This is a genomic window from Sphingobacterium paludis, from assembly GCF_004364125.1.
Lineage (GTDB): Bacteria > Bacteroidota > Bacteroidia > Sphingobacteriales > Sphingobacteriaceae > Sphingobacterium > Sphingobacterium paludis.
Genome location: NZ_SNZV01000004.1, coordinates 315,628 through 332,470, shown reverse-complemented (window position 1 = coordinate 332,470; position 16,843 = coordinate 315,628). Strand labels below are relative to the sequence as shown.

At 41.4% G+C, this 16,843-nt stretch carries 8 protein-coding genes; 3 read left to right on the top strand and 5 right to left on the bottom strand.

All coding sequences use genetic code 11. From position 1 onward, the window contains the following. Position 1 precedes the first annotated feature (1 nt). Positions 2-3,274 (bottom strand): SusC/RagA family TonB-linked outer membrane protein, encoded by a 3,273-nt coding sequence (locus B0I21_RS09585; RefSeq protein WP_133640251.1) that lies wholly within the window; start codon positions 3,272-3,274, stop codon positions 2-4. Positions 3,275-4,009: 735 nt separating this feature from the next. On the opposite strand from B0I21_RS09585, the gene B0I21_RS09580 reads away from it, so the two are divergent. Both B0I21_RS09580 and B0I21_RS09575 read left to right on the top strand, forming a co-directional pair. Continuing rightward, positions 4,010-4,297, top strand: a complete 288-nt coding sequence (locus B0I21_RS09580; protein WP_133640250.1) for a hypothetical protein — start codon at positions 4,010-4,012, stop codon at positions 4,295-4,297. Next, the gene (locus B0I21_RS09575; protein ID WP_133640249.1) at positions 4,294-5,322 is read left to right on the top strand and encodes a hypothetical protein; all 1,029 of its coding nucleotides are present in this window, start codon (positions 4,294-4,296) and stop codon (positions 5,320-5,322) included. The genes B0I21_RS09580 and B0I21_RS09575 overlap by 4 nt, the downstream gene beginning before the upstream one ends. A 404-nt stretch (positions 5,323-5,726) precedes the next feature. Here B0I21_RS09575 and B0I21_RS09570 read toward each other — a convergent pair whose 3' ends face one another. The 4 genes from B0I21_RS09570 to B0I21_RS09555 all read right to left on the bottom strand — a co-directional run bounded on the left by B0I21_RS09570 (position 5,727) and on the right by B0I21_RS09555 (position 15,387). Next, the gene (locus tag B0I21_RS09570) at positions 5,727-7,106 is read right to left on the bottom strand and encodes a RagB/SusD family nutrient uptake outer membrane protein (RefSeq protein ID WP_166637828.1); all 1,380 of its coding nucleotides are present in this window, start codon (positions 7,104-7,106) and stop codon (positions 5,727-5,729) included. Between the two features lie 10 nt (positions 7,107-7,116). Further along, a complete protein-coding gene (locus tag B0I21_RS09565) occupies positions 7,117-10,095 on the bottom strand; it encodes a SusC/RagA family TonB-linked outer membrane protein (RefSeq protein WP_133640247.1) in 2,979 nt (992 codons plus the stop codon). 559 nt (positions 10,096-10,654) lie between these two features. Further along, positions 10,655-12,157: a RagB/SusD family nutrient uptake outer membrane protein gene (locus B0I21_RS09560; RefSeq protein WP_133640246.1), complete on the bottom strand. Its 1,503-nt coding sequence runs from the start codon at positions 12,155-12,157 to the stop codon at positions 10,655-10,657. Between the two features lie 11 nt (positions 12,158-12,168). Then, positions 12,169-15,387: a SusC/RagA family TonB-linked outer membrane protein gene (locus tag B0I21_RS09555; protein ID WP_166637827.1), complete on the bottom strand. Its 3,219-nt coding sequence runs from the start codon at positions 15,385-15,387 to the stop codon at positions 12,169-12,171. 562 nt (positions 15,388-15,949) lie between these two features. On the opposite strand from B0I21_RS09555, the gene trmD reads away from it, so the two are divergent. Next, positions 15,950-16,627 (top strand): tRNA (guanosine(37)-N1)-methyltransferase TrmD, encoded by a 678-nt coding sequence (gene trmD, locus B0I21_RS09550; protein WP_133640244.1) that lies wholly within the window; start codon positions 15,950-15,952, stop codon positions 16,625-16,627. Positions 16,628-16,843 lie beyond the last annotated feature (216 nt).

The following is a 16,843-nucleotide window of genomic DNA, read 5'->3' as shown; positions in this document are numbered from 1 at the left end:
TTTAAAAGCCGAAGTTAATACCAAAGTTAATTGTTCTTGCGTGGTTGTAACCCGATGCACCTGTTGCGCTGGAGATACCGCCAATTGGATTGAAGCCTTTCCGTGCGGACCAGAAATAAAGGTTTTCTGCACTAGCAAATACACGCGCACGTTGCACCCCAATTTGGTTGGTCAAACTTCTTGGCAAGGTGTAGCTTGTCGTGATCGCCGATAGATTTAGCGAAGAAGCCTTTTCCAAGAAACGCGTTGACGTGGCACCATTTTGCGCTGTTCTGTTTAAGTCCATCAATGGGATATCGGTTTGGTCACCTGGGTTTTTCCACGCACCAAACAAATCGCGGTGTAGGTTGGCACCATTGGCTGGTCCAGAGCTCATTAAACTTGCGTATTGACCGTTGTAGAAGTAACCACCCAAGCTGTACGTTACGACAAAACCAAAGTCAAATCCTTTGTACGAGAAACTGTTTACGATACTTCCATACACCGGCGGCAAGGCAGACTTATTGATCCAGTCTTGCTTAGCCGAGTTATGGTTAAACGTTACCGTATCCACGATGCCATTGCCTTTATCGATTAATTTATGATCTGCATTGTTTGGATCGTAAGCAACACCATCCGCCAATCCTAAATACATCGCACGACCTGTTTCTGAGTCTACACCATAATAGGTTCTGGTGAAGAAGTCATACATCGACCGACCTTCAACGTACTTATAAGGGATATCGACAATTTCAGGGGTTTCCACCGGCATTTTCGTTATTTTGTTTTTGATCGTCGTCATATTCAATGTCAGGTTCCAATTGAAATCTTGCTTACGGATAATATTACCTGTCAACGAGAGCTCGACACCTTTATTTGTCATCGCCCCAACATTCCGTGGAATGGAAAAAGAACCCGAGGTTGAACCTCCATTGTGGTAAGGTTGCTGAACATCAAATAACAAACCATCTGACACCCTATTGTAGTACTCAAATGTACCACTAATTCTTCCGTTCATAAACGAGAAGTCTACACCTAGATCCAAAGGTTTTTGGGATTCCCATGTGATATCGTTTGACCCCAATGATGTAAATACAGCTCCCGATGCGGATCCATTGTTAAAGCCAATGCTATAACCTGGCTGATATGGATAACGGTTTTGAGCGCCTGTACTTGTTAATAAACTTGAGTTCCCTAGCCTACCGTATGATGCGCGTAGCTTAAACAAGTCGGTAAAATCATTCTTAAAGAATGGTTCCTGATCCAAACGCCATGCCGCACCCACCGACCAAAATTCTTCCCATCTCAAATGCGCAGGGAATCTGGAGTTGCCATCGTAACGGACCATTGCACTTAAATAATAGCGGCTGTCGTAGTTATAGTTTGCGCGTCCGAAATAACTCTCAATAGCCTCTTCACCTAGGCCAGATGTAAGTGAGCTGATGTCTGCAAAGTTGGAAAACACATACAAACCGTCGAAACCTTGTCCAGTCCGCATCCCATCAATTGTTTCAAGCTTAAACTTGTAATACTCATGTCCTAATAAAGACTCTAAATTATGCTTACCAAACGAATTATTCGCACGCAAGATCTGGTTGAATGTATAAGTTTCCTGTCTGTACCAGTTTTGGCTGTAACGACCGGCTGGCGCACCGTCCCCAACTTCGGTATTTTCGTACCCTTCTTCCCTTAAGCTTTGGATGTCAGGATTAAATGTAGTCGAGAATGTCAACCAAGGCAAGATATTGACATCAATATACGCTCGTGCGGATACAAAATCACGGTCCGCTTTGCTGGTATTCATCAGCGTTTCCGCTATGGCGTGACGACCGCTGTTGTACGGACGGGACAAACCAAACTCTGATACCAGGTTACCGTAATCGTAACGCTTGTTTCCTTGCAAATCTCTTATAATCTCACCCGTTGCTGGGTCATGTACATAAACCGGGTAGATCGGCGCAATACCTCTGGAAAAACCAAAAGGGTTGTTTATCGCTCCTGATCCTGTGTATGCGTAATCATATTTATTACTTGAAGCATTGATATTTATTCCTGTTTTTAACCAGTCTGTAATTTTGCTATTCACATTTAAACGGCCCTGGAAACGATCCATCGATGAACGCAATCCCCACCCCTCTTCGCTCAAATAGTTCATTGAGGCATACACATCTGTATTCTTGATACCCGTCGAATAGTTGATGCTGTACTCGTCACGTTTCCCGTTACGCGTTGCCTCGTCTTCCCATGAGCTGAAATCTTTGTATTTGATCTGCGCATTCGGGTTTAGCTTCCCTGTGGCATCAATAAGCTCGTTGTTAGCGACATTATATGAGTTGTATCCACCCAGGTATTGAACAATATCTTGGAATGTTTGTCCGTTATAAATCTGTTGCCCTGCTGCATTTCTTGTAAGCAGGCCTGAACCGATCTGACGTGCAATATCCAATGGAACCGGATTTGCTGTACGATAAGCCAAACTATTGGTATAGGCTTGCCACATTAATTCGTAGTATTCTCCAGCCGATACCGTGTTATAATTTGGCACCGCATTTTGGTTGATAGCTTTTTGAACCTTCGCATCGAATGTGCTTTTTCCTTCTTTACCACGTTTCGTGGTCACCATCACCACGCCGTTTGCACCACGAGAACCATACATAGCGATCGTCGCCGCATCTTTGAGTACCGTAATCGTCTCTACATCGTCCGGGTTGATGTTTGACATCCCTCCATCAAATGGCACCCCATCTACAACAAATAGCGGATCATTTCCGGCGGAGTAAGAACCCACCCCGCGAATACGGATGGTTGGAGAGGAACCGGGTGCTCCGCCTGGGGTCGCAGTCTGAATACCCGGGCCAGCTCCTTGAAGCGCGCCCAATGGGTTGGACAACGGGCGTTTATCGAGCTCTTTGGCACCGATCTGCGTTGCAGACCCCGTGAAGTCAGATTTCTTTACCGTTCCGTAGGCTACGACAATGACCTCATCCAAATCGCTGGACGCTTCGCCCAAAGCGACATTAATAGATGCGCGGGAGCCGATGGCTTGTGTGCTTTCTGCATAGCCGATCAAGGTAAAGACAAGCTCGGACGTAGAGGCGTTCACAGACAGGCTATACCGGCCATCACCATCTGTCTGCGTAGCGCGGTTGGTGCCGCCCTCGCGAACAGTAACGCCTGCCAGCGTCTCACCTGTAGCTGCTGAGGTTACCCGTCCACTCACTTGCCGATTCTGTGCGAACGAAACACCGACTAGGCAGGTCAGCACAAAAAGAATACTGAGTAATTTTTGTTTCATGTGTTTATTGTTGTTTAGTTAATTAATTCCCGAGTGGGGATCTGTTAGTTTTTGATTTGGGTAGGTACAGCCGATCTAGGCACTACAGTTTTGCTTTAACGTAGGCGCAAGAAATAGCTGGCCTATTTAAAGGATATAGAAAGAGTAGGACAATAGTGATTGATGCATAAGGAAAACCCCTATCAAGCAATAAATTCTATTGTGAAATCAGAAATCGGACTTGAAAACCAAGTATGTACCTAGTGCAGAAATGCACAGATTTGAGTTAGTAAAATTTGTTTCATCGTTGTTTGTTGTTTAGTTAATAAATACTTCTACCTATAGAAGCACACGTCAATTTCTAGTTAGTAATCAGGAAATGTTAACATATGTTAACACTTACTTTTGCTAATATAAATGCAAAAACAACAACATCAAAATAAAAAGCAAAAAATGACCTATTTTTTTGAAAAATAATTTTCATTTATCACTCAAAATAGTTTGAAAAAGCGGTAAATAAGGTATTTCAACCCTCATTTTGTCAAAAAAAAGGAATTTATAGATGCATCAAAAAATAATCGGAGAAATTAGTTGTTTGTAATATGCAATATAACGTTTGACTGGCTGAATTTTCAACAGGATGAAACAAAAGTTAAGATGTAGTGACCCATTTGGAAATAAATTTTGAATTCAAAAATATTTGCAAATAAAAAAGCCGTTTGTTATCTTTAAGTACTAATTTAATTAAACGATGTTATGAAGAAGAACCTGTTATTGACGCTTGCCATAGGCATGGCTTTCGTCGCTTGCAAAAAAGCTCCAGAAATTTCTACAGATCCAGTATTTGACAAAGAAAAATATGTTGTAGTAAATGATTCGACATATGATGTAAGCATTTTGAAGGCAAAATTTGCAAAATTTTTTAGCCGACCAGTTAATGAAATTGGATATAATTCAGCGTTACAATATCTCTATATTATCGATCACACCGGAGAATTCCCCGTTGACAAGATGATATCAACATTAAATACCATCGACTTATGAGATCCAAAGTAATTGTTAATTTGATGGTTGTCATTACGTTTCTTTCGTTGCAAGTAGCGAATGCTCAATCCAACCACATTTCAGTATTTGGGGTTGTCTTTCCTAATTCTGCGTTAGAAGGAGGCAAAATCAAATATACTAATCTAGATCAAGTTACTGCTGTAAGTGGAAGCTTAACTTTTATTAAAAACATACCAGACTCATTGGAGTGCAACGTGCAAGCTATATTTATGCTTAGAAATCCAGCCGGCGTAGAAAGTGCTATATCTGACTCTATCAAAGTAAACAATCTAGAGTTTCGATCACAGGTTAGCATCCCAAAAAATTACACATTTCGCCTACAGCCTAATAATAAAGCAGGAACAGTTTATCTACGATTCAGATATTATAGAAAAAACTACCCGGCTTCGTCGAATGGTTGGACCGGGATGAACAGTGGAGGATCATGGGAGACAGTAGATGCAAATATACCACCTCCCACTACCTTTTCCGGTCCTGATCAAATTTGCGCAGAAGGCATTTACACGCTTACAAATCCTGGTACAATTACATTAGAAAATGCAAACGGAATAGCTACTTTAACTGCATTAGGGAATAACCAATGGAAGGTTACTCGGATAGGGACGGCCAATGGGCTTGTTACATTAAAGTCTACTAATCAACAAAATACAGTAACATCTAAACCTATCGAAATAGGTATTTTAGCACCCACTACAATCTTTGGACCAAATTCTGTTACTTATAACAGTACATATACCTTCAGTTCAGGAGATTTAGATCCGAATATTACATATTATTGGACAGTGACCAACGCTCCAGCAGGAACTAATGTTATTGGAGGAACAAGTAATAAATCATTTACTATTAGTTTACCTCCTAAAACAAGTTCTTTACCGGAAAACGGAACCTTACTAATTAGTGTTAGGCGTAGCGGGGCATGCTCAGGCTCTTCAGATTCTTTTGTAAAACAAATTCCATATACTACGTCCTCAGGGGGAGGCAAGCCACCAATCCAGATCCCTTAAAGGAATTTTATTAATGATATATAAAAACAAAAGTGTATTTACTTGAAAGAGGCTGTCTAAAAAAAATAGACACCTCCTTCTTGTTTTACCTTTGCGCATAATAATCGACAAGTCGAAAGCCACCTTTGGTTGGAAAAAGCTTGCTTGATGAAATCCTTTCGATTCCTATTTCACGCAGCATATAAAAAGCATCTAAATTGCCAGGAATTCGGGATGAAGAAAACATAAAAAAGGCACACTCGAAGCACTAAAACACGCTACTGAAAATAATTAGCCATTAGTGAAATCGACAAATTTTAAAATGAGTTGTAATACCATAGAAAATATTGAGTGTTGCTGTCAAAATAAAAGGAGCCGTACCAACTATTTTGATACAGCTCCTTCAGCTATTGAATATTTATAATTTAATAACCTTCATTCTGTTGTCCTCTCAATCCAGAATTGTTGTCAATTTCGCGTTGGGGAATTGGAAGGATCGTTTTCGGTGCTCCGAAAGCAGCATTAGCTTGGTTCGATCGCAAATTTCTTCTGTTGCGCAATAAATCCATACGACTATGACCTTCAAACGCTAACTCTTTATTTCTTTCAACTAAAATAAGATCTATAAGTTCATTTTTCGAAGTTACTGATTTAGCTGCCAAAGACGATTTGGATCGTATAGCATTCAAAATAGTTACTGCCTCGTCACTTATTCCCGATGAAGCTTTGGCAAGTGCTTCTGCTTTATTAAGGTAAAGTTCCGCTGTTCTCAGTACCGGGGAATTATCGGAGTTGGTTACCGCATCTGGATACTTAGTAGTAAAAAAATGTGATAAGCCATCTGCAGCAACTCCTGTGATCTTCGCAGCAAACCTTGTATCCGTCGGTTCTTGTTGAAACAGAGCTAATAGTTCAGCTGAAAAAGGAGCATCGCCACGCCCTCCGAGTGCTGCCGGATTATAATAGGCCGCCCAACCGCCAGATCCTGTCCGACCATTATCGATAGCGCTATTTACAATCGTAAATACATCTACAGATGAAGTCAATGGATATCCTAGATCTATCGCAGATTGCGCCGCGGAAGTAGCTAAATCATTTTGATCACGGTAGAGATGAAGTCTAGATAATAAGCCGAAGGCAGCACCTTTTGTTGCTCGCCCTATATTGTCCTCTGGGCTCGAATATCCTTCTGGCAGCAGATTAGTGGCATCATTTAGATCGGACTCGATCGCTGCATGCACATCATTTAACGTTGCACGAGATGGGTAAGTCACTTCTCCACTAAATTCTTCTAATACCAATGGAACACATAAGTTGCTTCCATTGCTCACTTGAAATGGTTGAGAAAAAAGGTTAGCAAGCTGGAAATATGCTAATGCACGCATAAACTTGGCTTCTCCTGTAAATTGATCTATTTGCTCTTGTGTAATACCAGGAACACCGGGCGCCTTAGCGATCATCCTATTTGCTTGCAATATTACTTCATAATGCACTTGCCAAATCGTTTGAACATTCGAATTAATAGAAACCGCAGAAAAATTATTTAGATCTTGTAGCGTAGGAAATGTACCTACAAAATCTACAGTATTCCCCATATAGTCATTTATCAACTGCGGTAAGGAACCGTAAAAATCTAACTCTTGAGCCGTACTATATATTCCTCTAAGAGCACTTTCCGTGGTACCCACGTTATTGAATACAATTTCGTCAGATAAATCTTGTTCAGGTAATAGTTCCAACTTATTACCACATGCAGCTAGCGCGAGCGATAGCACAGAAACATAAAATATATTTTTAAATCTCATCTCGTTATTTTTAAAAACCAAAATTAACACCAAATGTAAAAGTCTTAGGCTGCGGCAGCGCAAAAAACGTTTGTCCGATAATAAGATTGCTAGCACCATTCGCCGAAATCTCCGGATCACCTCTAAAATCTTTAGCTTTTACCGTCCATATATTTTGTGCTAAGAAGTACACTCTTGCAGACGAGAAAAAATTCGTTCTTGACAGCAACTCAGTAGGGAATGTATAACCAAATTGAACTGTCTTAAGGCGTAGGTAAGAACCGTCGAAAAGATTTTTTGTAGATGTTTGCGCAAAGGTAGCCCGTGTGTCACTATTCAGAGCGGGAGCATAAGCGTTGTCTCCCGGTTGCCTCCAGTAATCCAATAGCATCCTGCTTTTGTTATATGAACCTGAAGCAAAATTATCGGTAAACTCAATACCATCTAGATACACGTCATTGCCGTAAGAAAAATTGAAAAAGGCAGAAAAATCTAAATTTTTATATCGAAGTGTATTCGTTATACCCCCTTGAAAATTAGGATCTGCTTTACCAACGATTACTCTGTCTGCCGCAGTTGGCGCAGTTGTAGTGCTTCCATCTTTAGCGAACCATTCGGCTTCACCGGTCTGTTGATTTATTCCTTTGTATCGGATTAAATAAAAACTGTTTCTGGAATACCCTTCAATAGCACGCTGTTCAGTATTGCCTGCTAAAAAGTTTCTCCCATCCTCATCCGGGTTAACAGGGAGCGATAATACAGTATTTTTATTGAAACCTATGTTAAAACTGGTAGTCCATGAGAAATTTTCCCTTTTAATATTCTCAGAATTTATCGCAAATTCGAAGCCGCGGTTTCTCATTTCGCCCACATTTTGGGATGCCGAAGGAAATCCAGTTGTGTATGGATAGGGAACATCTGACAGAAGACCGGTTGTGTTTTTATTATAGAAATTGAATTGGAAGTCTATTCTATTAAACAATCTTGCAGATAGCCCGAGATCGAATTGTGCCGTTTCTTCCCAACTCAAATTGCGATTAGCTACTCTAAATGGAACTAAACCTGCGCCCCCCATGTAATCATTACCTCCTGCAAAAGTACCATAGTAATTATAAAAGCCTATACCATCGTTGCCCGACGTACCGTAGCTCGCAGTTAGCTTTAGACTTTGGATATATGCATTATCCTTATTAAAGAAGTTTTCATTGGAAATTACCCAGCCTCCGGACACAGCAAAAAAGTTTCCATATTTCCTATTCGGTCCAAATCGTGAGGAGCCATCCCTACGAAAACTACCTTCAACGAGATATTTATCTGCATATCCATAATTTGCCCGAGCGAACATAGATTGTAAAGCCCATTCGTAAACTTCTTCGCTCGTTGTAATTGGTGTTGAGGCTGATCCAACATTAGGTAAATCATCACTGGCAAAACCCGATCCTTCCAACAAAAGCTGTGTCAACTTTGCAGTTTCGTAGCTATAACCTAAAAGCGCCCCTACATTATGTAAGTCGTTAATTCTTTTGTTATAGTTTAAAGTCGATGTATTTAACCATTTATTATCGGTATTATGCGTACGATATGCATATCCGCCCGGTGTTAAAATATCTGCCTCACGGTACTTTTCATCAATACCGTAGTTATCAATTCCAAAATCTGTTTTTGCTTTAAGACCTTCAAAAATTTCCCATTCTGCATAGGCATTCCCAATCTGTCTATTGGAATAATTCTTATTAATACCTGTCGCATCAATAGCAAGGAAGTTACCAATAAATCCTGTATTCACAAATTCACCATTTTCATCATAGGGCGTAACATAGGGAAGAAACAGATAAGCCGCCGTTAATGGTGCGTATGTTGAATTTTCAGAGTTGATACGATCCATGTCAACTCTGGATAGATTGTAGTTAACACCTACTTTAAATTTATCAGATACGTTGTGATCCAAACTAATTTTCCCGGCAAGTCTATCCATAGCGTTACTTATGGTAAAACCTGTTTCTTTAGAATAGTTACCTCCTAAATAAAATCTCGTTTTTTCATCTCCACCTTGTGCGTTCACCGCAATATTATTGACTTTCCCTGTACGGACAGCTGCATCCAGCCAATCAAAGCTTGTTGTCGGAAAATTAGGAACTGTTGCACCATTTGCACGTAAGTAGTCCGACCGAAATTGGATCCACTCTTGTGCATTCATCATGTCATCAATATCTGCGGTAGGATGGGAGAAACCGTTGAAATAATCTACATTAATCTTGGTCTTTCCAGAAGCGCCAGACTTTGTTTTAATTAAAATAACACCATTAGATCCCCTTGAGCCATAAATTGCAACAGCGGCAGCATCCTTCAGTACTGTAACAGACTCTATATCGCTGGAATTAATATTCAGTAATGGATTCAGTCCCGAAGAACCACCTTGCGTTTGCGTGTATTCGGCGCCTGCAGAATTTAACGGGACCCCATCGATGACATACAAAGGTCTTCCTCCTGCACTCAAAGACGAACCACCTCTGACTGTAATTTGCGCTTCAGCACCTAATACACCGGACGAATTAACCATATTCACACCTGCTGCCTGCCCTTGCAGGATCTGCTGAGGGGTCTGAATAGGCGTATTTTTAAAGGATTCGGCCTTAATTGTGGATACAGACTGCGTCGAAAGTGTACGATTTTGCTCGCCATATCCTACTACAATGACCTCGTCCAGCGTTGATTGATCAGGCACCAATTGAGCATTAACAATGTTTCGATTAAATGTCTCAATATTTTGAGAAACAAACCCGATAGAGGTGAAAGACAAAGTTACTTGGCCAGAGATCGATAAGGAGTAATTACCTTCTTGATCGGTCTGCGTAGCCGAGGATGTACCTTGTATAGCAACGGAAACACCACTAATTGGAGAACCATCTGTAGCGGAGGTGACCTTACCAGTCACTTGCCGATTTTGCGCGTACGTTACCCCTATCAGGCAAGTCAACACAAAAATAAAACTGAGTAATTTTTGTTTCATATGTAGATTTGTTAGTAAAAAATTCAAAACTAGGGTATTCGTATTTTATTGATTTCAACAGTTACTTATGGAAAAATTCAAATTAAGTTGGTGGTAGTACTTTTTTGTTAAATAATGTTAAATCACAATATCGACGCTAATGTAGATCATTTAATGCTTACTTACAACACATTTAACAAAAAAGTTGCAAAAACATATTCCGCTAATTAAGCGACATTATTAAAGTGTATTGGTTGAAATATGGAGTGGTCTATAAAACAAAAAACACAAAATATTGAATTTCAATAAAAAGTGAAATTACAGGTCGGCACTCATTGGTTTGAGTTGCCTCCCTATTTTGTACCTATCAAATCTTTTTGAGCGGGGCGGCGAAATGTCAAAAAACCTTAACTTGTCCCCAGAGGAAACTAAAAACGTCGAAAAATTAAAGATGCTAGTCATCATGCAGCGCAATAGTGCGTCTAAAAGGAGGTTCAGTTGCTGATGCAACAAAGAAAAGGGGCTGATGCCAAATAGCATCAACCCCTTTTTGAGAAACTTGAAATATTTATTTCACCGACTAGTCTGACGGGTTTTGGTCAGCGACAGTCAATGCTTTGTTTGCATTCAGCTCATCTTGCGGAATAGCGAACAACCATTTGTTCGATGTTGCAGGCAACGTGGTGAAGCCCGGTGAGAAATTACTTCCGCCATCACCGTTAAGATTCGCGCCGCCGTGGTTACCATCACCTGTAGGACGGTTCAGCCCTTTTCCAAGGCGTTTGATATCCAAAATGCTGAAGCCTTCACCCCACAATTCGATTTTGCGTTGCAATAAGATCTCGTTTAACAAAGCGTCTCCAGCTAAACCTGTCGCAGCATATGCCGGATAGCGTGTGCTCACAAGGCTTGTCAACGTCTGCACAGCTGCAGCAGCTTGTCCTAAGCGAGCCTCAGACTCCGCTTTCACAAGGTAAAGCTCCGCTACGCGCATAAATAAATAGTCAGAAGCCCAGTTACCCGATTGTCTCAACTGAAATTTCAGCTGCGAATAGATTGGAATATCTTCGTTTTGCTCGGCTTGGAAAAGCGTCTTTCTAACATCTCCAGCAGGAATCTTATCGTATAAAAACTTTGTGATTTTCTTTTGTCCACCAAGTGCAGCATAACCGCCAGTAGCAGGTCTGTTATCCATGTGTGAGTAGAAAGAAGCGAATATCGTAGCCTGCTCGACATTAACTTCACCACCCCAAAGCCATTCCGACGCGCTTAAGGTATTAAAACCAGAAGCTGTATATTCCGACGTCGTGAATAAGGATGCGCCGCTGTTTTGGATCGCTTTATCAGCCATCTCCACAGCCTTCGCATAGTCACCATGCTGCAACGCAACACGCGCGTAGATACCTTGAGCCGTAGCAAGATCCACGTGTGAAAGATGCGCACGTGATTTTCCTGCTAACAATGTTTCCGCTTGTGTAAGATCGGCATAGATTTGATCATACACCTCTTTCACTGTACCACGCGCCTTTCCTTCCGTTGTTGGTTCTGTGTAAAGTGGCACGCCTGGATTTTGATCGCCGTACTTCGCGAAGAAATTTACCAAGTAAAAATAGGAGTGCGCTCGCAACGCTAAAGATTGACCCATAATAAGATCCTTCTCTTCCTGCGATCCCGTAGCATTCGGCACCTGCGCAATAATTCTATTCGCATTGTTAATAATGCGGTAATAGTAAAACCAAGTACGGTCAGGTCTTTGGCTTGGATTTGCATTACTAAACGCCGCGTAATTATATTCGCCCGTGAAATAATTATATCCTTGCGTATGTAAGATCATATCCTCACCCATCATATCCGATGTCAAATCGTATGATTTCTGTCCGAAATTACTATGGTTAGTTAAAGAGCTGTACATGGTACGGATAGTACCGTTCAATGCCACCATTGCTCCATCCGTAGTCGTGAAAACTAAATCCGCGCTCACTTCATCCGTCGGATTTGTTTCCAGATAATCCTTTTTACAACTTGTAGCTAAGACCGATAAGGCTAACGCAGCTACAGCTAATTGTCTATATATTCTATTCATCGTATTTTCTATTATAAACCTATCGTTACACCAAAAGTGAAGTTACGCATAGTTGGGTATGTATAATCCGCCGTACCAGTGAAAGCACGTTGTGGATCCATCCCTTTTCTGCTGGTAAAGATCACCGCATTGTCTACGTTCGCAAATACACGTAATCCTGACAAACCTGCTCTCGAAATCCATGTTTTATCGAAATTGTACCCTAAGGTGATGTTTTTGACATTCAAGTAAGAAGCATCAAACAAGAAGCGTGACGACGCTGCATTTGGTGCACCGGCACCTGGGATATTATTTTGTAAACGTGGAACGTCAGTTTGATCACCCGGTTGCTTCCAAGCATTTAAGATATCCGTATGCCAGTGTGTACCATAATTTCCAGCATGCATCAACGATGCGTAGTTTCCGTCATAAAATTTACCACCTAATTGGTAAGTCAACAACACGGAAAGATCGAATTGCTTGTAGCGGAACGAGTTCGTCATACCACCTACTAGATCAGGAATAGCAGACCCGTGGTAGTAGTAAGTAGCTTGGTTTACGTTGTTTGTCGTGGTACGACCTGTAACATTACCTTGCGCATCCACCTCATCTCTATACCAAAGCGCGTCTCCGTTATTTGCATCTACACCCGCGTAGTCTCTCAACCAGAACTGATACAGATCCTCACCTTCCATCAACTTCTTCGTACCACTGATGATACCGTTTTCGCGGCTTTCTGCCGGCAACTTGGTAATTCTGTTTTTGTAATGACTGAAATTCAGATCGATTCTCCAGTCAAAATTTGTATTCCGAATGGCGTTGTAACCGATTTGTACATCAATACCACGGTTATACATGGTTCCTACGTTTCTCCAGATTGAAGTAATACCTGTAGACATTGGAAGTGGAACTTGGAACAACAAGTTAGTCGATTCACGGTTATACCACTCGATAGTACCATCGATTTTTCTATCGAACAATGTAAAATCTAAACCAACGTTAACCGCTTTGTTTTTCTCCCAGCTCAAGCCTTCGTTCGGCAGTGATCCGATGATTGCACCTGGCATGTTCACGTTGTTCCAGCCATAGCCGTATAAACTCTGCCAGCCGTAAAAATTATCAATATTGGTGTTTGTTGGATCTTCCTGATCGGTTTCGTCGGTTCCGCGCGCCTGTACAACGCCCTCGTTACCTTGCTCACCATAACTAGCACGCAATTTCAACTCATTCACCCAACTTACATCTTTCAAGAAGCTTTCTTCGCTTATACGCCAGCCTGCACCTAGGGAGTAGAAATTACCCCATTGGTTGCCATCTTGACCATCTCTTCCTGGGAAGAAACGTGATGTACCATCGCGACGGAAACTACCCGATAACAAGTACTTATCTTCGTAGCTATAGTTTACACGGCTAAAGTAACCCTCAATGCGGTGGAAATTAGCATAAGATGTCGCATCTTCCAACGTAGCACCAGGTGCTAACTCCGAGTTGCCCGGGAACGGAAAACCAGAACGTGTAGCCGATAGGAAATTACGCTCTAGACGGTAGTTCTCATGCCCCACCAATGCATTGATATTGTGCACTTCGTTAAAGGTCTTATCCCATGACAATACTTGGTTGAACGTAAATGACAACTGTCTATTTTGAATTTTTGTTGAACGTCCACGAACATTCTGCGCATCCCCGAATTCAGGGTTTTGGAATGTTGTGGTGTATCTGTTGTAATAGTTACCACCTAAAGTTGTGCGGAATGTGAAGTCTTTAAGGAACTTCGCCTCTAAATAGGTATTAAAGTTCACGTTACCGATTTTACCAGAGCGCTCATCTAAATCTAATGAACCCAACAGGTTGGAGTTACCAGCGTAAGGTCTAGCACCCATCTGCGAGTTTACACCCCAATCCAAAACACGACCACCAGTCAACGGATCAACGGTGAATGCACCTTCTCTATCACGTTGCCAAACAGGATAAATAGGTCCCATCATACGTGTGTAATAGAATGGATTCGTTGTTGCCGTTCCACCGCTGGATGAAACGTTATCTTGATAAGCCAAAGCACCATCTAAATTAATACCTGATGATAACCAGTCTTTGATTTTCGTATCTACGTTTACACGTGCATTGAAGCGCTCATAGCCAGAAAATTTAACATAACCCGGCTCGTTAAGGTATCCAAATGAAACATAGCTTGTGGATTTATTCGATCCGCCAGAGTAGTTTAGGTTGTAATCTTGTCTAAAAGGCGTGCGGAATAAAACATCCTGCCAGTCATCCGCATATAAAATTTCTGCCTCTGGGTTGAATTGACCATTGGGCAAAACAACCTGATTGTTCGCTGCATTCGTCACATTGTAACGCAAGCCGGTAATCAACTGATTTGATGCGTTTTGGTTAATAGCATCAGTAATGTTAGCGGGGTTACCACCTGCTAATCTGTTTCTCGTTGCGTGCCACATTCCTTCGTAATAATCAGGTATGCTTACGCGGTCGTACTCTGGAATAGCACGGTTTAAAAAGCCTAATCTAGCCGTAAAATTCAACCGTGGTTCGCTAGAACGACCTTTTTTCGTGGTGATCATGATCACACCATTCGCCGCACGTGAACCGTAAAGCGCTGTTGCCGCTGCATCTTTCAATACGGTCGTGCTTTCGATATCATCTGTGGAAATTGCTACGTTAGATCCTGAATAAGGAACACCATCGATAACATACAATGGTGATGAGCTCGCATTAACAGAACCAATACCACGGATGCGGATATCGGCGCTCGTACCCGGCGCACCGCCACCGCTGCTCGCTTGGATACCCGATACGGTTCCTTCTAATGCTTTCGTAAACGAAGCAACCTGCTGCTTTTCAAACGTTTTAGCCGTAATGGTTGACTCTGATCCTGTAAAAGCTGTTTTCTTTACCGTACCGTAAGGAACCTGCACGACAACTTCTTCCAACATTTCTTGATCGCTAACAAGTTGTACATTAACCGTAGATTGATTTCCAACGGTCACCCGTTGTGATTGGTACCCTACATACGTAAATGTAAGTACGGCATTGGAAGATACGGTCAACGAATAGTTACCGGTTCCATCGGTTTGCGTGGCGTTGGAGGTGCCTACAACGGCAACCGAAACCCCTCCAAGAGCTGATCCATCCGTTGAGGATGTTACTCGACCACTCACTTGACGATTTTGTGCGAACGCTAAGCCGATTAAGCTCGTCCACACAAAAATAAAACTGAGTAATTTTTGTTTCATATAAATTTGTTGTTTAATTATTTTGCTTATCAAGATGCTCCTTCTCAAAAGAAGGTATTTACCATGCCCCAACAAATAAATGTTAAAACATGTTAAGAAAGCGGAGGGCAAATATAGAGGCATAAAGTTGTTATTGCAAGTTTTGAAACAAAAAATAGTTATTTCAATAAAAACACCAATAAGAGTCTCACTTGATTGTAAAAATTACAAAGTTATTTGATAACAAATCTTTTAGCATAGGTTTTAAAAACAGAATATAATTCGGATTAAAGCAATAACTATAAAACAAAAGACATATCTAGCGAATATGCAACGTCATATATTGTATCACCAATATTACAATTCAACGAAAAATGAACGTAACAACAAGCCTCAATCGGTTATCGAGATTAGGTGTGCGTTTTTGAAATTTATAAAAATAAAAAAGATAATCAACACATTTTCATAAGCTAAACAACTGATTATGAAAGTTTGCAATCCTGCTGTCGGATGCCTCTTTTGCTTGGTATCGTTCCTGTGAAATACCTACGCGAGGTAATGATTAACTTCTTATCTTTGCACTATGCGTTTTGATATTATCACTGTATTACCGGGGTTGTTGGAAAGTCCATTTGCCCACTCGATCTTGCAACGGGCACAAAAGAAAGATCTTGTAGAGATCCATGTGCACAACTTGCGAGAATACGCAAACAACAAACACAAGTCTGTTGATGACTATCCCTATGGTGGTGGTTCTGGGATGGTGATGCAGATCGAGCCATTCGCTGCTTGTATTGAGAAGCTACAACGTGAACGCCAATATGATGATATCATTTACATGACACCAGATGGCGTCACGCTTAATCAGCAATTGGCCAACGAACTTTCCAGCGTGCAGCACATCATGATCCTATGTGGGCATTATAAAGGAATAGATCAACGCATCCGGGATATTTATGTAACCAAGGAGATATCCGTGGGCGATTATGTTTTGTCTGGCGGGGAACTGCCTGCAGCGATTGTTGTCGATGCCATAGCCCGGTTAATCCCCGGTGTGCTGTCCGATGAGACTTCCGCTTTGTCCGACTCTTTCCAAGATGGTCTTCTGGATGCGCCGCTTTACACACGGCCCGCTGATTGGCGAGGGCACAAAGTCCCCGAGATTTTACTCAGTGGGCATGAAGGAAAAATTGCAGCCTGGCGGGATGAGCAGCAGCTGCTACGTACGAAGGAACGTCGACCTGATTTATTGAATGACTAATATTAAGTAACGTTTATTGTTTTTTTGTTAAAAAAAATTTGATAAACAAAAAATAATGATAAATTTGCGCTATACAATGAAGACGATAACATTACATACGAATTGGTGGTGGCCCAAAGCAAATAGCGCGGGGACAGCATTTGGTATGGTATAAATATTCATAATCAACCAAAACTATTGTGAAGATCAGCCCGACGCTTAAAATGTCGGGCTTTT